Origin of the sequence: Mesorhizobium helmanticense, from assembly GCF_003034915.1 — a bacterium.
Classification (GTDB): domain Bacteria; phylum Pseudomonadota; class Alphaproteobacteria; order Rhizobiales; family Rhizobiaceae; genus Mesorhizobium; species Mesorhizobium helmanticense.
Genome location: NZ_PZJX01000007.1, coordinates 217487 through 240678, shown reverse-complemented (window position 1 = coordinate 240678; position 23192 = coordinate 217487). Strand labels below are relative to the sequence as shown.

The 23192-nt window shown below is 62.6% G+C and carries 22 protein-coding genes and 1 tRNA gene; 17 read left to right on the top strand and 6 right to left on the bottom strand.

The genetic code is table 11. The features are described from left to right. The first annotated feature begins 17 nt into the window (after positions 1-17). The 6 genes from tatB (at position 18) to C9427_RS05290 (ending at position 6309) form a co-directional block, all read left to right on the top strand. Positions 18-794: a Sec-independent protein translocase protein TatB gene (gene tatB / locus C9427_RS05315; protein WP_107648121.1), complete on the top strand. Its 777-nt coding sequence runs from the start codon at positions 18-20 to the stop codon at positions 792-794. Continuing rightward, entirely contained in the window at positions 791-1666 is an 876-nt protein-coding gene (tatC, locus tag C9427_RS05310; RefSeq protein WP_107648120.1) for a twin-arginine translocase subunit TatC, read from the top strand. The genes tatB and tatC overlap by 4 nt, the downstream gene beginning before the upstream one ends. A gap of 124 nt (positions 1667-1790) precedes the next feature. Then, positions 1791-3095, top strand: coding sequence for a serine--tRNA ligase (gene serS / locus C9427_RS05305; protein ID WP_107648119.1), 1305 nt, complete (start codon positions 1791-1793; stop codon positions 3093-3095). Then, complete coding sequence (gene surE, locus C9427_RS05300) at positions 3095-3853, top strand: 5'/3'-nucleotidase SurE (protein WP_107648118.1); 759 nt, start codon at positions 3095-3097, stop codon at positions 3851-3853. Before serS ends, surE begins: the two co-directional genes overlap by 1 nt. Beyond that, a complete protein-coding gene (locus tag C9427_RS05295; protein WP_208636346.1) occupies positions 3850-4512 on the top strand; it encodes a protein-L-isoaspartate(D-aspartate) O-methyltransferase in 663 nt (220 codons plus the stop codon). The genes surE and C9427_RS05295 overlap by 4 nt, the downstream gene beginning before the upstream one ends. Before the next feature lie 264 nt (positions 4513-4776). Beyond that, complete coding sequence (locus C9427_RS05290; RefSeq protein WP_107648117.1) at positions 4777-6309, top strand: LysM peptidoglycan-binding domain-containing M23 family metallopeptidase; 1533 nt, start codon at positions 4777-4779, stop codon at positions 6307-6309. A gap of 112 nt (positions 6310-6421) precedes the next feature. Here C9427_RS05290 and C9427_RS05285 read toward each other — a convergent pair whose 3' ends face one another. Then, positions 6422-7300 carry an ATP-binding protein gene (locus tag C9427_RS05285; RefSeq protein WP_107648116.1) on the bottom strand — a complete coding sequence of 293 codons (879 nt, stop codon included), beginning with the start codon at positions 7298-7300 and terminating at the stop codon, positions 6422-6424. A gap of 274 nt (positions 7301-7574) precedes the next feature. On the opposite strand from C9427_RS05285, the gene yajC reads away from it, so the two are divergent. From yajC to C9427_RS05245, 7 genes are all read left to right on the top strand, one after another. After that, positions 7575-7913, top strand: coding sequence for a preprotein translocase subunit YajC (gene yajC / locus C9427_RS05280; RefSeq protein WP_008876289.1), 339 nt, complete (start codon positions 7575-7577; stop codon positions 7911-7913). A gap of 55 nt (positions 7914-7968) precedes the next feature. After that, the gene (locus C9427_RS05275; protein WP_107648115.1) at positions 7969-9069 is read left to right on the top strand and encodes a SecDF P1 head subdomain-containing protein; all 1101 of its coding nucleotides are present in this window, start codon (positions 7969-7971) and stop codon (positions 9067-9069) included. Between the two features lie 187 nt (positions 9070-9256). Beyond that, entirely contained in the window at positions 9257-11809 is a 2553-nt protein-coding gene (gene secDF, locus C9427_RS05265; RefSeq protein ID WP_107648114.1) for a protein translocase subunit SecDF, read from the top strand. 12 nt (positions 11810-11821) lie between these two features. Beyond that, the gene (locus C9427_RS05260; protein WP_107648113.1) at positions 11822-12211 is read left to right on the top strand and encodes an Mth938-like domain-containing protein; all 390 of its coding nucleotides are present in this window, start codon (positions 11822-11824) and stop codon (positions 12209-12211) included. Between the two features lies 1 nt (position 12212). Then, positions 12213-13061: a phytoene/squalene synthase family protein gene (locus tag C9427_RS05255; RefSeq protein ID WP_167434252.1), complete on the top strand. Its 849-nt coding sequence runs from the start codon at positions 12213-12215 to the stop codon at positions 13059-13061. Between the two features lie 73 nt (positions 13062-13134). After that, a complete protein-coding gene (locus C9427_RS05250; RefSeq protein WP_107648112.1) occupies positions 13135-13569 on the top strand; it encodes a hypothetical protein in 435 nt (144 codons plus the stop codon). Beyond that, positions 13569-14519 carry a sterol desaturase family protein gene (locus C9427_RS05245; RefSeq protein ID WP_208636348.1) on the top strand — a complete coding sequence of 317 codons (951 nt, stop codon included), beginning with the start codon at positions 13569-13571 and terminating at the stop codon, positions 14517-14519. The genes C9427_RS05250 and C9427_RS05245 overlap by 1 nt, the downstream gene beginning before the upstream one ends. Here the strand turns inward: C9427_RS05245 and trmFO are convergent, their stop codons facing one another. Further along, positions 14520-15929, bottom strand: a complete 1410-nt coding sequence (trmFO, locus tag C9427_RS05240) for a methylenetetrahydrofolate--tRNA-(uracil(54)-C(5))-methyltransferase (FADH(2)-oxidizing) TrmFO (protein ID WP_107648110.1) — start codon at positions 15927-15929, stop codon at positions 14520-14522. A 530-nt stretch (positions 15930-16459) separates the two neighbouring features. On the opposite strand from trmFO, the gene C9427_RS05235 reads away from it, so the two are divergent. After that, the gene (locus tag C9427_RS05235) at positions 16460-17515 is read left to right on the top strand and encodes an AraC family transcriptional regulator (protein WP_107648109.1); all 1056 of its coding nucleotides are present in this window, start codon (positions 16460-16462) and stop codon (positions 17513-17515) included. 437 nt (positions 17516-17952) lie between these two features. On the opposite strand, the gene C9427_RS05230 is transcribed toward C9427_RS05235, so the two are convergent. Both C9427_RS05230 and C9427_RS05225 read right to left on the bottom strand, forming a co-directional pair. Then, positions 17953-18093: a DUF1127 domain-containing protein gene (locus tag C9427_RS05230; protein WP_006335195.1), complete on the bottom strand. Its 141-nt coding sequence runs from the start codon at positions 18091-18093 to the stop codon at positions 17953-17955. Between the two features lie 49 nt (positions 18094-18142). After that, positions 18143-18283 carry a DUF1127 domain-containing protein gene (locus C9427_RS05225; protein WP_097576669.1) on the bottom strand — a complete coding sequence of 47 codons (141 nt, stop codon included), beginning with the start codon at positions 18281-18283 and terminating at the stop codon, positions 18143-18145. 237 nt (positions 18284-18520) lie between these two features. Between C9427_RS05225 and C9427_RS05220 the strand changes: the two genes are divergently transcribed. Both C9427_RS05220 and C9427_RS05215 read left to right on the top strand, forming a co-directional pair. Beyond that, positions 18521-19639, top strand: coding sequence for a DUF2157 domain-containing protein (locus tag C9427_RS05220; protein ID WP_107648108.1), 1119 nt, complete (start codon positions 18521-18523; stop codon positions 19637-19639). Further along, positions 19636-20220 carry a GDYXXLXY domain-containing protein gene (locus tag C9427_RS05215; RefSeq protein WP_107648107.1) on the top strand — a complete coding sequence of 195 codons (585 nt, stop codon included), beginning with the start codon at positions 19636-19638 and terminating at the stop codon, positions 20218-20220. The genes C9427_RS05220 and C9427_RS05215 overlap by 4 nt, the downstream gene beginning before the upstream one ends. Before the next feature lie 127 nt (positions 20221-20347). On the opposite strand, the gene C9427_RS05210 is transcribed toward C9427_RS05215, so the two are convergent. Beyond that, positions 20348-20432, bottom strand: a tRNA-Leu gene (locus C9427_RS05210). A gap of 446 nt (positions 20433-20878) precedes the next feature. Here C9427_RS05210 and tig point away from each other — a divergent pair. Further along, positions 20879-22345 carry a trigger factor gene (gene tig / locus C9427_RS05205; protein WP_107648203.1) on the top strand — a complete coding sequence of 489 codons (1467 nt, stop codon included), beginning with the start codon at positions 20879-20881 and terminating at the stop codon, positions 22343-22345. Positions 22346-22399: 54 nt separating this feature from the next. Here the strand turns inward: tig and C9427_RS05200 are convergent, their stop codons facing one another. After that, positions 22400-23149: a FadR/GntR family transcriptional regulator gene (locus C9427_RS05200; protein WP_133117269.1), complete on the bottom strand. Its 750-nt coding sequence runs from the start codon at positions 23147-23149 to the stop codon at positions 22400-22402. Positions 23150-23192 lie beyond the last annotated feature (43 nt).

Sequence of the window (23192 nt, the reverse complement as noted above, 5' to 3'; positions counted from 1 at the left end):
AGTCGGAACGTATAGCCATGTTCGAAGTCGGCTGGACCGAGATGCTGGTGATCGCGATCGTCATGATCGTGGTCGTCGGACCCAAGGATTTGCCCAATATGCTGCGTACCTTCGGCCGTACGACGGCAAAGCTGCGCGCCATGGCGTCCGACTTCCAGAAGCAGTTCAATGAGGCGCTGAAGGAAGCCGAGCTTGACGATGTCAAGAAATCGGTCGATTCGCTGCGAGGCCTTAACCCGGCTGCCGAGATCAGGAAGCAGCTCAATCCGTTCGAGCAGGCGGCGGCCGACGTCCGTTCGGGGGTTGACGCGGCAATGAAGCCAAAGCCGGCGGACGATCCCGCCCAGCCCGCCGCTTCGACGCCACAGGCCGCCGAGCCGCTGAAGAATGGCGCAACGGTGCTGCCCGGCGTAGATGCGCCGGAAGCGACGCCGGCGGCGCCGATCTTCCCGGTGATGACCGACAGTTCGGTGGTGGCACAGGCATCAGCGGCCGAGCCGCCAAAAGCCTCGGCGAGGAAATCAGCGAAGGCGGCGACGCCAAAAGCCGGCAAAGCTGCTGTGCCCGCGCCGGCAACCAAACTGGCATCCGCAAAGGTCATGGCCAAGGCCGCGCCGGCTGCCAAGGCGACTGCGGCCGTTAAGACGACTGGGGCGGTGAAACCGGCGGTGCCGGCCAAAACCGCCGCCAGCCACGTGCCGACAGCAGCCAAGTCCGCAAAAGCGGCACCGAAACCAACTGCGACCACGCCGAAGACACCGGCTGCAGCCAGCAAAAAGACGGCGGGCAAGTGAGTATTTCCGACACGGAAAAGGACGAGATCGAGAAATCGTCGGCTCCGCTGATGGAGCATCTGATCGAGCTGCGCCGGCGGCTGATCTGGTCGATCGGCGGGTTCTTCGTTGCCTTCCTCGTCTGCTTCTTCTTCGCCAAGAAGCTGTTCAACCTCTTGGTGATCCCGTTCAAATGGGCGACCCAGTGGGCAGGGCTCGATCCGCACAAGGTCGAGCTGATCTATACGGCGCCGCAGGAATTCTTCTTCACCCAGGTCAAGCTCGCCATGTTTGGCGGCATGGTCATCGCCTTTCCGCTGATCGCCACGCAGATCTACAAGTTCATCGCACCCGGCCTCTACAAGAATGAGCGCAACGCCTTCCTGCCATTCCTGATCGCCTCGCCAATCCTGTTTTTGCTGGGCGCGTCGCTGGTCTATTTCTTCTTCACGCCGATGGTGATGTGGTTCTTCCTCGCCATGCAGCAGGCCGGTACCGACGACCAGGTGCAGATTTCGCTGCTGCCGAAAGTGTCGGAATATCTCAGCCTGATCATGACGCTGATCTTTTCCTTCGGCCTGGTGTTCCAGTTGCCGGTGGTGACCAGCCTGATGACGAGGGTCGGCATGCTGTCGTCCAAGGCACTGGCCGAAAAGCGCAAATGGGCGATCGTCATCGCCTTCGTCGTCGCAGCCATACTGACGCCGCCCGATCCGATGAGCCAGATCGGGCTCGCCATTCCCACCATCATTCTCTACGAGGTGGCGATCTGGGCAGCACGGCTGATCGAGCGGGATCAGGAAAAGCAGCGGGTGGCGCGCGAGAAGAAGGACGCTGCTGAAGAGGCGGCCGAGAAATCGGCGGAAGCGCCTTCGGAGAAGGTTCCTTCGTAGCGGTAGCTCTCTATCTTTTCAACATCCGCAGGACAGCAGGGCGTGAAGGAACTCGGCCTGACGTCTTGCATCGATCAAGGATGCGGTTTACGCCCTCTGCCCTAGCTCAGGAGCGTTCAAGACCATGCTTGATATCAAATGGATTCGCGACAACCCGAAGGCTTTGGCCGAGGCGCTCAAGAAGCGCTCGTGGTCGGCTGAGGATGCGCAGTCCACGGTCGACGATCTGATCGCCAGGGATGAGGCGCGGCGCGAACATCTGACCGAGCTGCAGACCAGGCAGGAGCGCCGCAACGCCGCCTCGAAGGAGATCGGCAACGCCATGCGCTCGGGCGATTCCGCGCTTGCCGAAAAGCTGAAGGCCGAGGTCGGCGAGATCAAGGCGTTCATCCAGAATGGCGAGGCGCGCGAGCGCGAACTCGACAAGGCGCTGAATGACGCGCTGGCGGTGCTGCCCAATGTGCCGCTCGATGACGTCCCGGTCGGCAAGGACGAGCACGACAATGTCGTCAAGCACGTCGTGGGCAAGGTGCCAACGCGGCCGAACTGGGTGCGGGAGCATTTCGAGATCGGCGAAGCGCTCGGCATGATGGATTTCGAGCGGGCGGCGAGACTGTCGGGCTCACGCTTCACGGTGCTGAAGAGCGGGCTGGCGCGCATGGAGCGCGCGCTCGGCCAGTTCATGCTCGACCTGCACACGACCGAGCACGGCTACGTAGAGATCCAGCCGCCGCTGATGGTGCGCGACGAGGTTCTCTACGGCACCGGGCAGTTGCCGAAGTTCGAGGAAGACCTGTTCTTTGCCCCGCACGGAGACGGCAGGCTGGGCTTGATCCCGACCGCCGAAGTGCCGCTGAGCAACCTGGTGCGCGAAGAAATCACGCAGCATGAAAAACTGCCGCTGCGCTACACCGCGCTGACGCCGTGCTTCCGCTCGGAGGCCGGTTCGGCCGGGCGCGACACGCGCGGCATGCTGCGCCAGCACCAGTTCTACAAGGTCGAACTGGTCTCGATCACCGATCAGGAATCGTCGCTCGCCGAGCACGAGCGGATGACCGAATGCGCTGAAGCGGTGTTGAAACGGCTGGAATTGCCATTCCGCACCATGACGCTGTGCACCGGCGACATGGGCTTTGGTTCGCAAAAGACCTACGACATCGAGGTCTGGCTGCCCGGCCAGAACGCCTATCGCGAGATTTCGTCCTGTTCGGTATGCGGCGATTTCCAGGCGCGACGCATGGATGCCCGCTACAAGGACAGGGATGGCAAGGGCAACCGCTTCGTCCACACGCTGAACGGCTCGGGCACCGCCGTCGGCCGCGCTCTCATAGCCGTCATCGAAAACTACCAGAATGAGGACGGCAGCGTAACCATTCCTGAAGCGCTGCGGCCGTATATGGGTGGCCTTGCGAAGATCGAATCGAAATAATGCGCATTCTCCTGACCAACGATGACGGCATCCACGCCGAGGGCCTGGCGTCGCTTGAGCGCGTCGCCCGCACCTTGTCGGACGATGTCTGGGTGGTGGCGCCGGAACAGGATCAGTCGGGCTACGCGCATTCGCTATCGATCTCGGAGCCGCTGCGCCTGCGCAAGATCGGCGAGAAGCATTACGCCGTGCGCGGCACGCCGACCGACTGCGTCATCATGGGTGTGAAGAAGATCCTGCCCGCACCACCCGACCTGATCCTGTCGGGGATCAATTCCGGCGCCAACATCGCCGACGACGTCACCTATTCGGGCACGGTCGCCGGCGCCATGGAAGGGGCGCTGCTCGGCGTGCGTTCGATCGCGCTCAGCCAAGGTTACAGCTATGTCGGCGAGGACCGCGTCGTTCCCTATGAGACCACCGAGGCGCTGGCGCCGGCTTTGCTCAAGAAGCTTGTCGCGACGCCGTTGCCCGACGGCGTGCTGCTCAACGTCAATTTTCCGAACTGCCGCCCCGAAGAAGTCGCCGGCACGGTGGTGACCTCGCAAGGCAAGCTCGTCCACAGCCTGTGGGTCGATGAGCGCCGCGACGGGCGCGGACTTCCCTATTATTGGCTGCGCTTCGGCCGCGAGCCGGTCGAGGGCAAGAAGGGCACGGACCTCTACGCGCTGCGCAACCGTCTGGTGTCGGTGACGCCGCTGCAGCTCGATCTCACCGCTCACGAAATCCGCGATCAACTGACCAAGGCGCTCGCATGAACCTGAACCACGGTCCGGTCGACGACCGCGAAGGCTTTGCCGCTTTCCTGCTTCGCTTGCGTGGCAGGGGCACAGTGCCGAAGGCGCTGATCGCCGCCTTCGAGGCGACGCCGCGGCGTGGTTTTCTCGCTGCTCACTTCCATCCGATCGCCTGGTCGGACCGCATGCTGCCGATCGAATGCGGCGAGGCGATCGAGGGCGCCGACCTGCAGGCGGCGGTGATCGCGGCACTTGCCATCGAACGGGGCAACCGCGTGCTCGAGATCGGCACCGGCTCGGGCTATACCGCGGCGGTGATGTCGAGGCTTGCCGGACGGGTCGTCACCATCGACCGCTACAAGACGCTGACCGAGCAGGCCAAGCAGCGCTTCGAGGCGCTCGGCATCGGCAACGCCATCGCCCGCCAGGCGGATGGCTCCAACGGGCTGGCCAATGAAGGACCGTTCGACCGCATCGTTGCATGGGCGGCTTTCGACAGCCTGCCGCGTTTCCTGCTCGACCAGCTGTCGAGCGGCGGCATCGTCATTGCGCCGATCGGCCCGGAGGAGGGCGAGCAGGTGGTGGCCAAGCTGACTAAGGTCGGCAGCCGTTTCGAACGCGAGGATATCGGCATCGTACGCCTGCAGCCGATAATGCGCAGCGTCGCGGCGGTCATCTAGGGTGTATTGATATTCAGGTGAGGCCGGCCTGCAAATGTCGGCTTCCTGCGCTTCCGGTGCTCACGTACTTTAAGTACGCTCCGCTCCGGTTCTCGGAATCCACCATTTTCGGCTTGTCCTGACCTGAATCTCAGCACACCCAGCGCTCGATCATCAAATATTTTAAGAAAATTTGCGTCGGATTCTAATGGGTTAACCGACCAGTAACATTAACGCGCTTTAATCACGCTCAGTTTGTACCGGGTCTGTGTGCGGGTTAGTGCGATGCAATTCAGTGTTTTGAAGGCAAACGGACGCAATCTGGCGCGTGGCTGCGCCGTCCTCATGGTCGCGGGTGCCGCCGCAGGGTGCAGTTCCCAGGTGGCGCGGTTCAATGGCGTCGACGACGTCTTCACCGCCTCGACCAACAATCAGCGCGCCATCATCGACAAGCAAGACAATGCCCAGCCCTATCCGGGCGATGCCCCTGTCGCTGCAGCTCCGGTCGACGGCACCTACACCCAGTCGGTCAGCCGCTCCAGCCTCGAGCCGGTGACGACGCGGCAATTGCCGCCGGTCAGTCAGGCGCAGCCGGCTCCGGCGCTGGCGCCTGCCGCAAATCCGGTGCGTACCGCTACTGCGCCGGCCATGGCGCCTGCCGCGCCTCGGGTCGACCGCACTGCAACCGGCACCGTCGCGCCGGCGTCAAGGCCGTTCAAGGACGCCGAGCCCGATGCGCCGCGCATGGCGACGGCGGGCGGCAAGCCGCATGCGACCGAGATCATCGTTAGGGATGGCGAAACCATTTCCGGTCTGTCGCGGCGCTATGGCGTGCCCGCCGACGCCATCATGAAGGTCAACGGGCTGAGCGAGACCAAGGGGCTGAGGAGCGGCCAGAAGCTCGTCATTCCGGCCTATGCCTATTCGAGCAAGGAAGCCGCCCCGAAAATCGCCGACGCAAAGCCCTCGAACGGCACCAAGCATGACGTGCCGGCAAGCGCGCCGGAGAAGGTGGCCGTGCTGCCGCAGCAGCCGAAGCTCAAGGAAGGCAAGTCAGTCGCGCAGGTGGATACGTCGGCCGCGGCAGGCCAGCCGAAAGACGCAAAGGCCGCGCCCAAGGCGGCCGGTGCCGGCGGCACCTACACGGTCCAGCAGGGCGATACGCTGTCGGCCATCGCCAGGAAGACCGGTGTCGGCGTCGTTGCGCTGAAGCAGGCGAACGGCATGCAGGATGGCCTGCTCAAGATCGGCCAGATGCTGAAGGTTCCGGCCGGCGGCACGGCGACTGTCGCCAGCGCCAAGCCGGCGAAGGTCGATCCGGTGACGACGGCCACCACCCCGCCTGCGGCGAAGACCACGCCGTCGGAAACGCTCGCCTCCTATACGCCGCCAAAGAAGGACGCAAAGGTCATCCAGCAGGCCGAGGACGACGACGCGGTGGCGCCCAATGCCACCGGCATCGGCAAGATGCGCTGGCCGGTGCGCGGCCGCGTGATCTCCGGCTTCGGCGGCGGCAAGGACGGTGTCGATATCGCCGTGCCCGAGGGAACGCCGGTCAAGGCGGCCGAGAACGGTGTGGTCATCTATGCCGGCGACGGCCTCAAGGAATTCGGCAACACGGTGCTGGTGCGCCACGAGAACGGGCTGGTCACCGTCTACGGCCACGCCAGTTCGATCGAGGTGCAGCGCGGCCAGAAGGTCAAGCGCGGTCAGGAAATCGCACTGTCCGGCATGAGCGGCACGACCGACTCGCCGAAGCTTCACTTCGAAGTGCGCAAGAACTCGGCGCCGGTCGATCCTTCGACCTATCTTGAATAAAGAAGAGCCGATTCTTCGACCTGTCTCGAATAGAAGAAAAAAAGATTTGCAGGCCGCCTGACCTCCAGTCCGGCCTGCCGGCTTAGCCCGCCCTGCCAAGGGGCGGGCTTTTTCAGTTGTCCTTGAGGGATTTGCCCAGCCTGCCAGCCAGATCCTGGGTGAACTGCCAGGCGACGCGGCCCGAGCGGCTGCCACGCGTTGTCGCCCACTCCAGCGCCTCGGCGCGCAGCGTTTCGGGATCGATGGCAAGCTCGTGATGGCGGACATAGCCGTCGATCATGTCGAGATATTCATCCTGCGAACATTTGTGGAAGCCGAGCCAGAGGCCGAAACGATCGGACAGCGAGACCTTTTCCTCGACCGCCTCGGACGGGTTGATGGCGGTCGAGCGCTCATTGTCGATCATGTCGCGCGGCAGCAGATGACGCCGGTTCGAGGTGGCGTAGAAGATCACATTGGCCGGGCGGCCCTCGACGCCACCCTCGAGCGCTGCCTTCAGCGACTTGTAGGAGGTGTCGTCATGATCGAAGGAGAGGTCGTCGCAAAACAGGATGAAGCGATAGGGTGCTGCTTTCAGCAAGCCCATCAGCTTCGGCAGCGTGTCGATGTCCTCGCGGTGGATTTCGATCAGCTTGAGCGGCAGGTCGAGCTTCGCCGATCCGTTGACGGCTGCGTGCACGGCCTTGACCAGCGACGATTTGCCCATGCCGCGCGCGCCCCACAACAGCACATTGTTGGCGGCGTAGCCGGCGGCGAAGCGCTCGGTGTTGTCGACCAGTATGTCGCGGACGCGGTCGACGCCACGGATCAGGCCGATGTCGACGCGATTGACCTTGCGCACCGGTTCGAGATAGCCGGGATCGGCTTGCCAGACGAAGCAATCGGCCCCGCCGAGGTCGGTTTTTGGCGCCGGCGGGGGGGCGAGACGAGTGACCGCCTCGATCAGGCGGTCGAGCTTCTGGTTCAGGGCTTCGAGGGTGCTGTCGGTCATTTCTTGTCTTTTTGTTTCGCTTTCAGGGAGGCATGACGCGGAACCCATTCGATTCCGGCGGTTTCGGAACCTGTTCCAACCTTTTGTTAGAGCATGATCTTTTCCTGAAACCAGGCTTCGTTTTTCGCGATCACGCTCTAGCACGGCTCAACAGACCGGAAAAGCAACTGAAATGCCTGGCAGCGCAGTTGCATTGGCAACTTTACCGACTATATTCCGGCCAAATTTCGCGGGGCCGCCATGAGGCGGCTTTTCACCATTCAGGAGGACCTCGATGTTCGTTACACCGGCATATGCCCAAGGCGTCGGCGCCTCTCCCGATATGTTCATCAGCATTTTGCCGTTTGTCCTGATTTTCGTGATCATGTATTTTCTGATCATCCGTCCGCAGCGCACGCAGTTGAAGAAGCGGGGCGAGATGTTGGCGGCGGTTCGCCGCGGCGACACGGTCGTCACCGGTGGCGGCTTCGTCGGCAAGGTGACCAAGGTGATCGACGACAATGAGCTCGAGATCGATCTCGGCGGTGGCACCAAGGTGACGGCGCTGCGCTCGACGATCGCCGATGTGCGCGTCAAGGGCGAGCCGGTAGCGAACCAGAACGCCAAGAAATAAGCTCAGGAGATAGCCGGGCTTCGGGCGGCACGGTCCGCCAGCAACGGACAACGCCATGTGGTTTTCGCGCCTCACCAAGACTCTTATCTGGCTGGCTGTTGCCGTCATGGTGGTCTTTGGCGTGATGCTTGGCGCGCTCGCTATGAAGCCGGACGGTACGCTCGAAGACCTTCTTGCCTGGCTGCCGAAGCGGCAGGCGAGTTTCGACCGGCAAGGCGGTTCGCAGATCCTGCTGGAGGTAGACAAGGATGATCTGATCAAGAATCGGCTGGAGACGGTGCGCGATGACGTTCGCTCACTGCTGCGCGATGCCAGGATCGGCTATACGGGCCTTGCTGGATCGGGTCGCGAGGTCAAGGTCCGCATTTCGGATCCGGCTCAGATCGATGCCGCCAAAACAGCCCTGAGAATATTCACCGATCCGGTTGCCGGGGCCAACCCGGTCGAGGAGATAGCGCTTGATGAGCCGGAACCCGGATTGCTCAAACTCACAATAACGGATGCCGGCGTCAAGCTCCGGACATCGATGGCGCTGGTGCGGTCGATGGACGTCGTCAAACTTCGGGTCAGCGAGAGCGGCGCTTCCGAACCGATCGTGCAGCAGCAAGGCGATGACCAAATACTGGTGCAGGTGCCCGGCTTGCGGACCCCAGTCCGGTTCAAGGACATTCTCGGACGGACTGGCAAGTTGACATTTCAAATGGTCGATACGTCGTGGCCTGTGCAGGATGCGCTCGACAACCGGCCGCCGCGGGGCTCTTCGGTGCTCTATTCGCAAGACGATCCGCCGGTTCCCTACCTAGTCGAAGACCGTGTAGTTGTTTCCGGTGACAGCATCGTCGATGCCAAGGCGACCTACAATTCGGCCATGAACGAGCCGGTCGTATCGTTCAATTTCGATTCCAAGGGTACGACACGTTTTGCTCAAGCGACCTCGCAGAATGTCGGCAAGCCGTTTGCGATGATCCTCGACAATCAGGTGCTGTCGGCGCCCGTTATCCGCGAGCCGATCCTTGGCGGCTCCGGCCAGATATCAGGCAACTTCACCAATGAGAGCGCCAAAGATCTTGCCGTGCTTTTGCGTTCTGGTCCGTTACCGGCAAGACTGAAAATAGTTGAAGAACGCACGATAGCGCCTGGCGGCGGGCAGAATTAGAATGAGGCCGGAAATCAGCCAATTGACGCCGGAACCGATCCTGGCGGCGGCGCCAAATTGACTGTACCGCGCTCGACAATTGACGATGTGCAGGTTAAGGGCGAGCTGGTGGCGAACCGGAATGCCAAGAAATAACCGAATTGAAGGCGGAACGCAGCCGCTTGTACGCCTGAACGGACGATAACCGATGCTTTATTTTTCGCGCTTCAAGATGATCCTGATCTGGCTGGCCGTGGCCGCCACAGTGATCCTCGCAGCGCCCAATCTGTTCTCGGCAAGCACATTGGCCAAGCTTCCCGATTGGGTGCCGAAGCGTCAGATGACGCTCGGCCTCGATCTGCAGGGCGGCTCGCATATCCTGCTCAGGATGGATCCGAACGATCTGATCAAGGATCGGCTGGAGACGACGCGCGACGAGATCAGGACGCTGCTGCGCGACGCCAAGGTCGGTTATACCGGCCTTGCCGGGTCGGGCCGCACCGTGCAGGTCCGCATCACCGATCTGGCTCAGGTCGATGCCGCCAAGACTGCATTGAAGACATTGACGGAGCCGGTGGCGGCCGGCCTGTTTACCGGCGGCTCGATCCAGGAGATGACGCTGGATGATTCCGAGCCAGGCCTGCTCAAATTTACCGTCACCGATGCCGGCATCAAATACCGCACGTCGACGGCGCTGACGCAGTCGATCGAGGTCGTCGACCGGCGCGTCAACGAACTCGGCACGACCGAGCCGATCGTGCAGCGGCAAGGCGACGACCGCATCCTGGTCCAGGTGCCGGGTTTGCAGGATCCGCAGCGGCTGAAGGAAATCCTTGGCCAGACCGCTAAGCTGACCTTCCAGATGGTCGACCAGTCGATGCCGGTGCAGGACGCGCTCAACGGCCGCCCGCCTGCGGGATCGTCGGTGCTTTATTCGCAAGACGACCCGCCTGTTCCCTATCTGATCGAGAACCGCGTCATCGTTTCGGGCGAAAACCTCGTCGACGCCCAGGCGACATATAATTCGCAGAACAACGAGCCGGTGGTTTCGTTCCGATTCGATTCGAAGGGTGCTGCGCGCTTCGGCCAGGCGACCTCGCAGAATGTCGGCAAGCTGTTTGCCATCATCCTTGACAACCAGGTCATCTCGGCGCCGCAGATCCGCGAGCCGATCCTTGGCGGAACCGGCCAGATTTCGGGCAATTTCACCGCTGAGAGCGCCAACGATCTCGCCGTGCTGCTGCGCGCAGGCGCGCTGCCGGCGACGCTGACGGTGATCGAGGAGCGTACAGTGGGTCCGGGCCTTGGCCAGGACTCCATCCATGCCGGCAAGGTCGCCGGTATCATCGGCTCCATTCTCGTCGTCGCCTTCATGTTCGTCGCCTACGGCTTCCTCGGCTTCCTCGCCAATATCGCGCTGGCTGTGCATGTGGCGATGATCATCGGGCTGTTGTCGCTGCTCGGCGCGACGCTGACCTTGCCGGGCATTGCCGGTATCGTGCTGACCATCGGCATGGCCGTCGATTCCAACGTTCTCATCTACGAGCGCATCCGCGAGGAGCGAAGAGCCGGCCGCTCGGTCATCCAGGCGATCGATATCGGCTTCGCCAAGGCGCTGGCGACCATCGTCGATTCCAACGTCACGTCGCTGATCGCTACGGTGGTGCTGTTCTGGCTCGGCACAGGGCCGGTGAAGGGCTTTGCCGTAACCTTCGCCATCGGTATCCTGACCACCGTCTTCACCGCCTTCACTTTCACCCGGCTGCTGGTCTCGATCTGGCTGCGCAGGGCGCGGCCGAAGGAGTTGCCGCGCGCGCCGGTGACCTTCGTTCCGCCTGGCACGAAAATCCCGTTCATGGGCATCCGCCGCTGGACCTTCGCGCTGTCGAGCGTGCTGTCGGTACTGTCGGTCGTGCTGTTCATGACCGTCGACATCAACTACGGCATCGACTTCAAAGGCGGTTCGCTGATCGAGGTAAGGGCCAAGAATGGCAATGCCGACCTTGCCGACATCCGCGGCAGGCTTTCGGAACTCAACATCGGCGAAATCCAAGTGCAGCAGTTCGGCGAACCGAACGATGTCTTGATCCGTGTCGGCACGCAGGACGGCGGCGAGAACGCCGAGCAGACCGTCGTCGACAAGGTGCGGGGCGAGTTGCAGGACAACTACGATTTCCGCCGCGTCGAAGTGGTGGGACCGACGGTTTCCGGCGAACTCGCCAAGTGGGGCACTATCGCCATGTTGCTCGCGCTGGTCGGCATCCTGGTCTATGTCTGGTTCCGCTTCGAGTGGCAGTTCGCGGTCGGCGCCATCATCGCCACCGTGCACGATGTGGTCATGACTATCGGCTTCTTCGTCGTCACCGGACTGGAATTCAACCAGTCGTCGCTGGCGGCGATCCTGACCATCATCGGCTATTCCTTGAACGATACGATCGTCGTCTACGACCGTGTCCGCGAGGATCTGAGAAAATACAAGAAGATGCCGCTGCCGCAGCTGTTGAATAACGCCATCAACGAGACGCTGTCGAGGACGACGCTGACCTCGGTGACGACGATCCTGGCGCTTCTGGCGCTGGTGCTGTTCGGCGGCGAGGTGATCCGTTCGTTCACGCTGGCGATGCTGTTCGGCGTCGTCTTCGGCACCTATTCGTCGATCTTCATCGCCGCGCCGCTGCTCATCCTGTTCAAGTTGCGGCCGCAGGCCGCAACCGCCGACGAGGAGAAGTCGGTGAGCGGCGGCAAAGCCCTGGCGACCTGACGCCGCCCGGCCGTGGCAAAAGGCATCGTCATCCGCGAGGCGCACTTTCCCGGCCGCGCCCCGATCGAGGCCTATGGCAATGGCGGTTTCCGCTTCGCCGACATGTCGCATCGCGGTTCGCTGCTCTGCCTGCCGTCCGGCATCCATGGCTGGGAGCCGGCCGACGCTACCGCGCTGACGACGGCGGATTTCGAAAGACTGTTCAATGAGGCCGACAAGGTCGAGATCCTGCTGGTCGGCACCGGCAAGGATCTCAGACCATTGCCGGCGGCGCTGCGTGCCGCGCTGAAGGCGGCGGGCATTGCCTCCGATCCGATGTCGACTGGTGCTGCCGTGCGGACCTACAATGTTCTTCTGGCGGAAAACCGCGCGGTGGCCGCCGCGCTCTTTGCCGTCGACTGAGATGATCGACGACGCCAAAATCGTCATGGAAGCGGTGCGCGCCGCTGATCACGACCGCTATCTCTCGGCGCTCTATGCGCCAGCGGACAAGCGCGACGCGCTGTTTTCGCTTTATGCCTTCAACGCCGAGATATCGGGCATTCGCGACCGCATCCATCAGCCGCTGCCAGGCGAGGTGCGGCTGCAATGGTGGCGCGATACGATTGCCGGAGAAGCGGACGATAGGGCAGACGTCGGCCATCCCGTCGCCGACGCCTTGAAGGCCACGATTTCGGCCCACCGCCTGCCGAAGCCGGCATTCGACAACATGCTCGAAGCGCGTATTTTCGACCTTTACGACGATCCGATGCCGTCGCGTACCGACCTTGAAGGCTATTGCGGTGAGACGGCGGCGGCGCTCATCCAGCTTGCGGCGATGGTGCTCGATCCGGTCGAAGCACCGCGTTTCGCCGAACTGGCGGGCAGGGCGGGCTGCGCGCAGGCAATGACCGGTCTTCTGTTGCTGTTGCCGCTGCATCGCCGGCGCGGCCAGTGCTTCGTGCCGGCGGATGTCCTTGCGGCAGCCGGCTCCTCGCCGGAAGAGTTCGTCAAAGGCGATGGCGGCCCTGGCGCGCAACGCGCCGTTGCGGCGATGCTCGCGCTGGCGCGCGAGCATCTGGCCGCCTTCGAGCAGGGCGCGCCGGCCCTGCCGCCTGCGCTGCGCCCGGCCTATCTGCCGCTTGCCCTGACACGCGCCTATCTCGACAGGATGGAAAGCCGTTCGCCGCTCGATCGCGTGGTGCGGCTGTCAGCCTTGCGCCGGCATTGGCTGCTGCTGCGCCGTGCATCGAAGGGCTGGCCACCCATTTGACGTAAACGTCAATCATGGTAGGACTTGTCCTGGGTCGAAGCCGAGTGCGCCGGCCCGGAGGAGATAGCGGTTCATGAGCCTGCCCGTGCTGGTCGCACTTGTCGTCTTCGGCATTGCGTTGTCGGTTGCGGCCGTGCATTTCACCGGCGGCACAAGGACGGCGACGCTCGCCGGCGCGGATCAGGCATTGAGCCGTTTCGCTGAGGATTTTCCCGATGAAGCGGTGACGGCGATCCGCCTCACCAAGGACGGCAGGACGGCGTTTCTTGGTCTTGAGCAAGCGCGCACCGGCATCGTCCACAGCGTTGGCGACTGTTTCTTGACCCGCATCGTCACGGCCGGCGATATCGTTGCCCTGAATGTCGACGATGGCGGCGCCATCACGCTCAAGCTCGCCGACTTCACCTGGAAAGGCGGGCGTTTTGCCTTCGCCGACAGAAGCGATGCCGAGACCGTCGCGGCCGCACTTGGGCTGTATGATCCGAGCCTGGCGAAGGAGGCTGCATGATGGACGACTACAATTTCCCGCAAGTCACCCAGCTTGCCATTCCGTTCTTCGTCGGCGCGATCCTGATCGAGCTCTGGATGGTACGCACCGGCCGCGCCAAGGGATCGTTCGAGACGCGCGACACGCTGACCAGCCTGATGATGGGCACCGGCAATGTCGTTGCCGGGCTGCTGCTCGGAGTCGTTTCCTATTGGGCGCTGCTGTGGCTGTGGCAATTCCGCTTCTTCAACCTCGGCCTGTCGTTCCCGGTGTTCCTGGCCGCCTTCCTGCTCGATGATTTGCGCTACTATGTCTACCACCGCATCGCGCACCGGGTGCGCTGGGTGTGGGCCGAACACGTCAACCATCATTCCAGCCAGCACTACAATCTGTCGACGGCGCTCAGGCAGAGCTGGACGGGACTGTTCACCTTCATGTTCGTTCTGCAGGCGCCGCTGGTGCTGCTCGGCTTCCATCCGGCGGTTATCGCCTTCACCTTCGGTTTCAACCTGGTCTGGCAGTTCTGGATCCACACCGAAACCATCGGCAAGATGTGGGGCTGGTTCGAGTTCATCTTCAACACGCCCTCGCATCACCGTGTCCACCACGCCACCAATCCGCGCTATCTCGACGCCAACTTTGCTGGCACGCTGATCATCTGGGACCGCATGTTCGGCACCTTCGTCGAGGAGCTGGAGGAGGATCGCCCGCGCTACGGCATCGTCAAAAACATCGGCACCTTCAACCCGCTGAAAGTGGCCTTCCACGAGTGGATCGGCATGTTCGCGGATGCGTTGGCGCCGGGGCTCACGCTCAGCGACCGCCTCAACTATCTGATCAAGCCGCCGGGCTGGAGCCATGACGGTTCGCGCGAAACCTCGGAGAGCCTGAAGGCGGCCTATGTCAGAAGGAATCCCGGCGAAGCGGGCAAGCCCGGTTTGCCGGTGGTTACCCTCGGACCGGCTGAGTAGCTATTCGGCCGCTTCCGCCCGCTCGGGCAAGCCAAGCCATTGGCGGCAATCGGCCAGCGCCCGCGACGTCACGGCGCGCCGCTTGGCGACGATCTTGTCCTTGCCGCGCAGGCGCTTGCCCTCGGCTTTCGGTGCTTCCACCGGCGGGAACAGGCCGAAATTGACGTTCATCGGCTGGAAGGATCGCTTGCCCGGCTCATCGTCGGACACGATGTGGCCGCCGGTGATGTGGTTGAGCAGCGCGCCGAAAGCCGTGGTCAGCGGCGGCAGCGAGGCCTGATGGCCGAGCCGCTCGGCGGCGGCGAAGCGTCCGGCCAACAGGCCGATGGCGGCACTCTCGACATAGCCCTCGCAGCCGGTGATCTGGCCGGCAAAGCGCAAGCCGGGCCGCGACTTCAACTGCAGCGAAGCGTCGAGCAGCGTCGGCGAGTTGATGTAGGTGTTGCGGTGCAGGCCGCCGAGCCGGGCGAAATCGGCGTTTTCAAGGCCGGGAATGGTGCGGAACACGCGCACCTGCTCGGCATGCTTCAGCTTGGTCTGGAAACCGACCATGTTGTAGAGCGTGCCCAGCGCATTGTCCTGGCGGAGCTGGACGACGGCATAGGCCTTCACGCTGGGATTGTGGGCATTGGTCAGCCCCATCGGCTTCATCGGTCCATGGCGCAGCGTCTCGACGCCGCGTTCGGCCATCACCTCGATCGGCAGGCAGCCGTCGAAATAGGGCGTGCCTTCCCATTGCTTGAATTCGGTCTTCTGGCCGTCGACCAGCGCCTGCACGAAGGCGAGATATTGCTCGTTGTCCATCGGACAGTTGATGTAGTCCTTGCCGGTGCCACCCGGGCCGACCTTGTCGTAGCGCGACTGGAACCAGCAGACGTTCATGTCGATCGTGTCGAAATGGATGATCGGCGCGATGGCGTCGAAGAAGGCAAGTGCGTCGGCGCCGGTCGCTTCGCCGATCGCCTGGGCAAGCGAAGGTGCGGTCAGCGGTCCGGTGGCGATGATCGCCTGGTCCCAGTCCGCCGGCGGCAGGCCCGGCACTTCCTCGCGCTGGATGGTGATCAGCGGGTGGGCTTCTAGCTTTTTGGTCACAGCCTGCGAAAACCCGTCGCGGTCGACGGCCAGCGCGCCACCTGCCGGCACCTGGTTTGCATCGCCGGCGCTCATGATCAGCGATCCGGCCAGCCGCATTTCGGCATGCAGCAGGCCGACCGCGTTGGTCTCGGCATCGTCGGAGCGGAAGGAATTGGAGCAGACCAGCTCGGCCAGCCCCTCGGTCTTGTGCGCATCGGTGCCGCGCACGGGCCGCATTTCATGCAGCATGACGGGAATGCCGGCTTCCGCGGCCTGCCATGCGGCCTCGGAGCCGGCGAGGCCGCCGCCGATGATATGAATGGGATTTTTGATCATGCGCCGGAATAATCGCTTGTAGCTGCGATTGCAATTGTACCGGGGTTCGCCCCCAGCGGATAGGTGTCCGCCGCACTCGCATGACGCTGCAGATGCTGCCCGACCTGCCAAGGGTGGCATTTCGAGGCATGTTTTTGGCAGCTGCAAGCAAGCGCTGGCGGGCCGTTCGAGGTAATCCCCAGCCCGCACGGATCATCGGAAGCAAAGGGGCTGTGCGGGCTGCCTGCAAAACAGCCTTAGGGCTTGGCGCTCGCGTTCGCCTACGCCTTTCTAGATCTTTCCATTCACCGCTCGCGACGGCCATCCGGCCGTACCGCGTGAGGGCCGGCGGCGCGCGACCTAAGAAGAACAAGGCAACCCGCGCCGCCGTGCCTTGTGCCAATGGAGTGCGCTAATTCTGGGCTGATTACTATCAGAGAGGGAATCCGAAGGAGGCTGAGCTTGCCGGATGTCACTGGCAGCCGCTTGACAAGGATTTGCGCTGGGTGCCCCATAAGCTGATAATTGGCTGGCTTGTGTGTGGGGGGCGCATGACAGCGGAAAAAAGCGAGACAATTTCTCAGGGCCTGGCCGCAGGTCCGACAGCAGCAGGTTTGGCTGCTCGCTTGGCCGTGGAAGAGCTCATAAGGCACGCGGTTGACCCTAAGCCATTGCTCGCGCGCTGTCGTCTGTCCGCCGCCGCTCTCAGCCGCCGCGACCGCATCAGGGTTAAATCGCAGATCGAGTTTCTTGAGCTGGCTTCGAAGGCCGTGCGCGACCACCATTTTGGCCTCTCCCTGGCCGAGTCGGTCGATCTGCGCGAATTGGGGATACTTTACTACGTAGCCGCTTCATCCCAGCGTCTCGGCGATGCACTGGGCCGCCTTGAGCGTTTTGTGCGGGTGGGGAACGAAGCCCTGATCTTACGGATTCGCAAGGGGTCGCCGTGCCGGATCAATGTTGCTTATGCCGGCGTGTCGCGTCATCTCGACCGGCACCACATGGAATTCCTGACTTTGATCTTATTGCGGCTATGTCGTCAGCTCGTCGGTCAAAAGTTCTCGCCGCTTGGAGTCAAGTTTGTGCATCACCGGCCATCCGATCCACCGACCAGAAAGCTGTTGGGTTGCGATGTTCAGTTTGGCGCCGACACCGACGAGTTGAGTTTGGAACCCGCATTGCTCGATTTGCAGGTGGTGGGAGGCGATCCTTTTCTGCATGAGCTGATGTTGAAAAACTGCGAGGACGCGATCCGGGCCCGTCCTTCCAATGCGAGCGCCTTCCGAACTGTTGTGGAGAATGTCATCGCGCCAGCCCTGCCTCATGCTGAGGCGGACATCAAAACAGTCGCCAGGCACCTTGGAATAAGCGAGAGGACATTCGCGCGCCGGTTGGCTTCCGAAGGACTGACGTTCAGCGAGATACTCGATGGACTGCGGCGAGATCTCGCCGTCCGCTACCTGGAACAGAGGGATTTGCAAATCTCGCAGATCGCCTGGCTGCTCGGGTTTCAGCAACCCAGCGCGCTAAGCCATGCTTGCCAGCGCTGGCTAGGCACGAGTCCGCTGGAATACCGACGCCATAGGCTGACACAGGCAACTATTTAAGCTGCCCTGTGCCTGTCAAGCTGGCCGACTGGTTCGGCCATCGTCGGCTTCGCGTGGTGGTTTCTCGTCCGGTCTCTAGCCGCCGACCTCAATGTTTTCAAACACAAGGATTTCAGGTCCAAAACAACAACACCCGCCGGGGGAGGAGGTCCGGCGGGTGTCGTTTTGGTGGTCGATCCTCGGGAGGAGGTGAAGATCGACCGTATTCGTCATCGCCGGGGAGGAGGTCGGCTTTGACGAAATTCCTTTCGCCTGATGAAAGGGGGCGAAACCCCTTGGGACGAAATTCTTTCGCCCTGGAAACAGCGCCCGCCGCGGGAGGAGGTGCGGCGGGCGCCGTTTTGGTGGTCAACCCTCGGGAGGAGGTGAAGGCTGACCGTATCCGTCAGGGTCGGGGAGGAGGTCGACCCTGGCGAAATTCCTTAACTTCAGAAACTTCAGATCGCCTTGCGGGCGATGATCTTGATCTCGTCGCGGATGATGCCGAGATCATGGAGCTGGCGGTTCGAAAGGCGACCCAGCTCGTTAACCGTGTCGCGGTAAACGCGCCAGTTACGATAGTTGCGGATCAGGTTCATTGTCGTTCTCTTTTCAAAACTGGTTCGGACCATTTGCGGTCCGAAGGGATTAGACCGCCCTGCGAGCGACGTAGTGGATGTCGCTGCGGCTGATGCCGAGGTCGGTCAGTTCGCGGTTGCTCAGGCGGCTCAGCTCGGAAACGGTGTCCCGGTAGCGGCGCCAGTTGCGGTAGTTGCGGATCAAGTTCATGGTATTTCTCGTTTCGTCTTTCTTTCGGATCATTCCGTCTTTGTGTACGCCGTGAAGATAGGTGGGGTTATATCGGTTTAAAAGCGCTATCGCTGCATGGCAGCAATGCAAATTGTGCAATGCAACATCACGACGCGCTCACGGCTTCGTCACAAAGAAGCCCGAATTGGAAAATGCCGTTGCGCCAACGGCTTGTCTGGTTCGGCTGAAAAAACGACCAAGCAATGGGGGAAAGGCATGGCGAGCTATTCGTCACGGGTGAGGGCCGATATCGCACGATGGGCGCAGGCCGGCCTGATCGATGCATCGACGGCCGATGCGCTGGCGAGCGACGTCGAGGCCAATGAACGCAAATCGCTGAGCTTCGGTTCGATCCTGGCGATGATGGCGGCGCTGCTGTTTGGCGCGGCCATCCTGATCTTCGTCGCCGCCAATTGGGAGGCCATTCCGCGGCTGGCACGGGTGGCGGCGCTCTTCGCCATCATTCTGGCCGGTTATGTCGGCGGCGCGGTGTTGAAGATGCGCGACCATGCGGCGATCGGCGAGGCGCTGTGGATCGTCGCCGCCGCTGCCTTCGGTGGATCGATCGCGCTGATCGGCCAGATGTACCATCTGTCCGGCGACGAGGCATCGGCGCTGATCACCTGGGGTGCGGGCACGGCGCTGGCGGCCGTCGCGCTGCGCTCAAACCCGCTGACCGTCGCTGCCGTCGGCATCGCCGATGCCTGGCTGTTCCTGAAGGGGTTCGACTATTTCCGGCGCACGGAATTTCCGCATCTCTTCGTCATCATGGCAATCGTGCTGTTTGCCATTTCGTTCTGGACCCGCAGCCAGGCGGCGCGGCATCTGATTGTCCTGTCGGTCATCTTCTATCTCGTGCTGTTGGCGATGGATTACGAGACGCTGCACGTCGCCATTCCGCTCGTGGTCGTTTCGGCGCTGCTGTTCGCGGCGGCGATCTTCGCCGCCGGTCCTGTCGACAGGATCCTGCAGCTTGGCGGCCGGCTGCCTCTGCACGCGCTGATCGGCTTCCTCACCGGCCTGGCGATGATCCAGTTCCAACTGGCCAATGAAGCGAGCTACAGCAGCGGCTTTGCCATGGCCTCGGCCGTGGCGCTCGCTGGCATTGTCGCGGCAATCGTGCTCGGCGGCCGCGAGAGCAGGGGTTTGCGCTGGGTTGCCTATGCCGGCTTTGCCTTCGAGCTCGCCATTATCTATGTGGTGATGCTGCAATCGATGCTCGATACGGCTGGCTTCTTCCTGGCCGCCGCCGTGCTTCTCGGCATCCTGGCCTTTGTCATCATCCGCATCGAAAAGCGCATGAAGGCGCCTGGCGTGGAAGGAGCGAGAGCATGATGACCGGGAAAAGACTTGTCATCTCGGCGTTGGTGCTGGCGCTCGTCCAGATCGGCTTTTTGAGCTGGATCATCGCCGGCCGGGCGGCGATCCTGCGCGACGGGAAGGAGGTTCTCCTGAAGGTCGAGCCGGTCGATCCGCGCGACCTGCTGCGCGGCGACTATATTCGCCTCGGCTCCGATATCTCACGGATACCGGTGAAGCTGATCGCCAACATTCCGGCCGGCAAGCTCTCGAGCGACGACACGCCGATCGTGGTCAGGCTGAAGCCGGGCGCCGACGGCTATTGGCAGCCGATTGCCGCGTGGTTCGGGCAGGCGCCGGCGCCGGCCGCAGCCGACGAGGCCGATATCGTCGGGCACGTCGCCGCGGGCTGGGATCTGAGCATGCCAGAAACGACGATCGCGCCGGACTACGGCATCGAGCGGTTCTATCTGCCGGAAGGCGAGGGGATAGCGATCCAGAACGACATGCGGGTGCGGCCATTCGGTATCCGTGTCGCGCTCGCCAGGGATGGCACGGCGCAGATCAAGGCGCTGATGGACGGCGACAAGACGCTGTTCGAGGAGCCGCTTTATTAGCACGCATAGGTGTCGGCGTTAACTGCTGGACAGTGCGCCGTCCTCCTTCGCCAAGGCTTCGGAGGACACCCTTCGCTTTGACGAGCTTCAGGGTGGCCCGCCACCCGAAGCTCGCCAGAGCGAAGGGTGGTGCGGATGAAGGGACTCGAACCCCCACGCCTTTCGGCACTGGAACCTAAATCCAGGGCGTCTACCAATTCCGCCACATCCGCATTGCCCGGCCAATCCCATGTAGCCATCATTCTGTCAATGTCGCAGGCCACATCGGGTCGTTGGCTGGCGCATGATCGTGAAAATCGAAAAATCGATTTCGGGAAGGGTCATGCGCCAAGATCAGGGTGCTACAGCGTCCTTTGCGGGTCCAAGAGGACGCGCGGCGCTGTAGTTGCGAAGATGGTTGAAAATCGGCCGCGCCTGTGACAAAAGGCGTGTCGAATGTGACGGGACGCGACGATCCGCTTCTGCTGAATGTGATAAGAAGTAGGAAAAACAAAGACTTATTCACATTTTGGAGCGTATTTCCTGAGGATTTGAGCCGCGTTGGGCGGGCAAAACCCTGAAGTCCCGCGCCAAAGCCATTCCCGGCAAAGATCATACCGGCAGGTTGTAACGGCAGAAGCCGTTTGGCGGCCTCATTGGTGGAAACAAAGGTTTTATGATGCAGGTCACCGAAACGCTCAACTCCGGTCTCAAGCGCGAGATCAAGATCACCGTGCCGGCCGGTGACATGGAAGCCAAGCTGATGGCGCGGCTTTCCGACGCCAGGAACAAGGTCCGCATCAACGGCTTCCGCCCCGGCAAGGTGCCGGTGCAGCACCTGCGCAAGGTCTACGGCAAGTCGTTCATGGCCGAAGTGGTCAATGAGATCCTCAACGATTCGACCCGTTCGATCATCACCGGGCGCGGCGAAAAGGCCGCCATGCAGCCCGAAGTGATCATGACCGAGGACGAGAAGGAGGCCGAGAAGATCCTGGCCGGCGGCGCCGACTTCGAGTTCCGCCTGAACTACGAGATCATCCCGGAGATCGAGATCAAGGATTTCTCCGACATCAAGGTGACGCGCCAGGTGTTCGACGTGCCTGACTCCGAGATCGACGAGCAGGTCCAGCGCGTCGCCGAATCGGCACGCAGCTACGAGCCTAAGACCGGCAAGGCCGCCGAAGGCGACCGCGTGAGCATCGACTATGTCGGCAAGATCGACGGTGAGGCATTTGCCGGCGGCGCCGGCACCGACCAGCCGCTGGTGCTCGGCTCCAAGGAATTCATCCCGGGCTTCGAGGATCAGCTCATCGGCAGCAAGGCCGGCGATGAGAAGCAGGTCACCGTGACCTTCCCGGAAAACTACCAGGCGGCGCATCTGGCCGGCAAGGAAGCCACCTTCGACGTCACCGTCAAGGAAGTCTCCAAGCCCGGCGCGCTGGAGATCAACGACGAGACGGCCAAGAATCTCGGCCTGGAGTCGCTCGAGCGCCTGCGTGAGGTGGTGCGCACCCAGATCGAGAACCAGTTCGGTTCGATGACGCGCCAGAAGGTCAAGCGCCAGCTGCTCGACCAGCTCGACGCGGCCTATTCGTTCGAGGCACCGTCGAAGCTCGTCGAGGCCGAGTTCTCCAACATCTGGAACCAGGTCACCCGCGATCTCGAAGCTGCCGGCCGCACCTTCGCCGACGAGGAGACGACGGAAGAAGAGGCGCGCGCCGAATATATGCGCCTTGCCGAGCGCCGCGTGCGCCTTGGCCTGGTTCTGGCCGAGATCGGCGAGAAGGCCGGCGTCACCGTGTCGGACGAGGAATTGCAGCGCGGCCTTTTCGAGCAGGTGCGCCGCTATCCGGCCAACCAGCAGCAGGAAGCGTTCGAATTCTACCGCAGCAACCCCGAGGCGCTGAACACGCTGCGCGCGCCGATGTTCGAGGAGAAGGTCGTCGACCATCTGCTCGGCCAGATCTCCGTCACCGACGTCAAGGTCAGCAAGGAAGAGCTGATGGCCGACGACGAGGAAACCGAGACGACCAAGGCGAAGCCGGCGAAGAAAGCCGCTGCGAAGAAGGCTGAGAAGGCCGACGACGGGGAAGAGCCCAAGAAGAAGGCCGCGCCGAAGAAGAAGGCCGCCAAGGACGACGAATAAACGCGGTATTCCACCGAATTGCGAAAGGCCGCCCTCGTGGCGGCCTTTTCCTTTTTAGGCGACTTGCAGATCGTCGGCGGCGATGTCGAGCAGCCGGTTCATCGCGGCCCTGGCTCCGGCGGTGTCGCGCATGCGGATCGCCTCGAGCACGGCCTGATGCGCGGCAAGCGCCCGCGACTGCGCTTCCATCAGCCTGTTGGTGACGAGGAAGGACGCGCTCAGTGCCGCCTCCAGCATCCCGATCAGTCCCTTCAGAACGACGTTGTGGCTGGCCGCGATCACGCTGCGGTGGAAGGCAAGGTCCGCCCGGCAAACGCCGTCGAGGTCATGCGGGATCGAATCGCGCATGGCGTTGAAGGCCGCCTCGATCGCGGCGAGATCGGAGCCGGTGCCGCGCCTGGCGGCGAGCTCGGCGGCTGCCGGTTCGAAGATGCGGCGCGCCTCGATCAGGCCGGAGATCAATTCGCTGTCGTTCTGGATATCCGGGTGCCAGCTCAGCACCACCGGATCGAGCAGCCGCCAGTCGTCGCGCGACAGCACGCGCACGCCGACCCGGCGGCGCGCCTCCACCAGCCCCTTGGCCGACAGCACCTTGACCGCTTCGCGCACCGAGGTGCGGCTGACGCCGAGCATGGCACAGAGCTCTTCCTCGCGCGGCAGCACTTCGCCCGGCCGATAGGCGCCGCCAAGGATGCGGCTGCCAAGCACGTTGACCACGGAATCGTGGATACGGCTGCCACCACCGCCTTCGGTCTCGACGCGGCGCAACGAACCGTCTTCAGCCACGCCAAGATCAGACGCCATGATTTCCCGACCCTTCTCCAGCCTGCAACTCATAGGCGCGACC

Excerpts from the sequence above, each read along its gene's own strand:
- C9427_RS05295 (WP_208636346.1), top strand. The coding sequence starts at position 3,850 with ATGAACCTGAACCACGGTCCGGTCGACGACCGCGAAGGCTTTGCCGCT.
- tig (WP_107648203.1), top strand. The coding sequence starts at position 20,879 with ATGCAGGTCACCGAAACGCTCAACTCCGGTCTCAAGCGCGAGATCAAG.
- tatB (WP_107648121.1), top strand. The coding sequence starts at position 18 with ATGTTCGAAGTCGGCTGGACCGAGATGCTGGTGATCGCGATCGTCATG.
- serS (WP_107648119.1), top strand. The coding sequence starts at position 1,791 with ATGCTTGATATCAAATGGATTCGCGACAACCCGAAGGCTTTGGCCGAG.
- C9427_RS05290 (WP_107648117.1), top strand. The coding sequence starts at position 4,777 with ATGCAATTCAGTGTTTTGAAGGCAAACGGACGCAATCTGGCGCGTGGC.
- C9427_RS05245 (WP_208636348.1), top strand. The coding sequence starts at position 13,569 with ATGGACGACTACAATTTCCCGCAAGTCACCCAGCTTGCCATTCCGTTC.
- C9427_RS05250 (WP_107648112.1), top strand. The coding sequence starts at position 13,135 with ATGAGCCTGCCCGTGCTGGTCGCACTTGTCGTCTTCGGCATTGCGTTG.
- C9427_RS05220 (WP_107648108.1), top strand. The coding sequence starts at position 18,521 with ATGGCGAGCTATTCGTCACGGGTGAGGGCCGATATCGCACGATGGGCG.
- C9427_RS05215 (WP_107648107.1), top strand. The coding sequence starts at position 19,636 with ATGATGACCGGGAAAAGACTTGTCATCTCGGCGTTGGTGCTGGCGCTC.
- C9427_RS05255 (WP_167434252.1), top strand. The coding sequence starts at position 12,213 with ATGATCGACGACGCCAAAATCGTCATGGAAGCGGTGCGCGCCGCTGAT.
- C9427_RS05200 (WP_133117269.1), bottom strand. The coding sequence starts at position 23,149 with ATGGCGTCTGATCTTGGCGTGGCTGAAGACGGTTCGTTGCGCCGCGTC.
- secDF (WP_107648114.1), top strand. The coding sequence starts at position 9,257 with ATGCTTTATTTTTCGCGCTTCAAGATGATCCTGATCTGGCTGGCCGTG.
- C9427_RS05230 (WP_006335195.1), bottom strand. The coding sequence starts at position 18,093 with ATGAACCTGATCCGCAACTATCGTAACTGGCGCGTTTACCGCGACACG.
- surE (WP_107648118.1), top strand. The coding sequence starts at position 3,095 with ATGCGCATTCTCCTGACCAACGATGACGGCATCCACGCCGAGGGCCTG.
- C9427_RS05235 (WP_107648109.1), top strand. The coding sequence starts at position 16,460 with ATGACAGCGGAAAAAAGCGAGACAATTTCTCAGGGCCTGGCCGCAGGT.
- C9427_RS05275 (WP_107648115.1), top strand. The coding sequence starts at position 7,969 with ATGTGGTTTTCGCGCCTCACCAAGACTCTTATCTGGCTGGCTGTTGCC.
- C9427_RS05285 (WP_107648116.1), bottom strand. The coding sequence starts at position 7,300 with ATGACCGACAGCACCCTCGAAGCCCTGAACCAGAAGCTCGACCGCCTG.
- C9427_RS05225 (WP_097576669.1), bottom strand. The coding sequence starts at position 18,283 with ATGAACTTGATCCGCAACTACCGCAACTGGCGCCGCTACCGGGACACC.
- trmFO (WP_107648110.1), bottom strand. The coding sequence starts at position 15,929 with ATGATCAAAAATCCCATTCATATCATCGGCGGCGGCCTCGCCGGCTCC.
- yajC (WP_008876289.1), top strand. The coding sequence starts at position 7,575 with ATGTTCGTTACACCGGCATATGCCCAAGGCGTCGGCGCCTCTCCCGAT.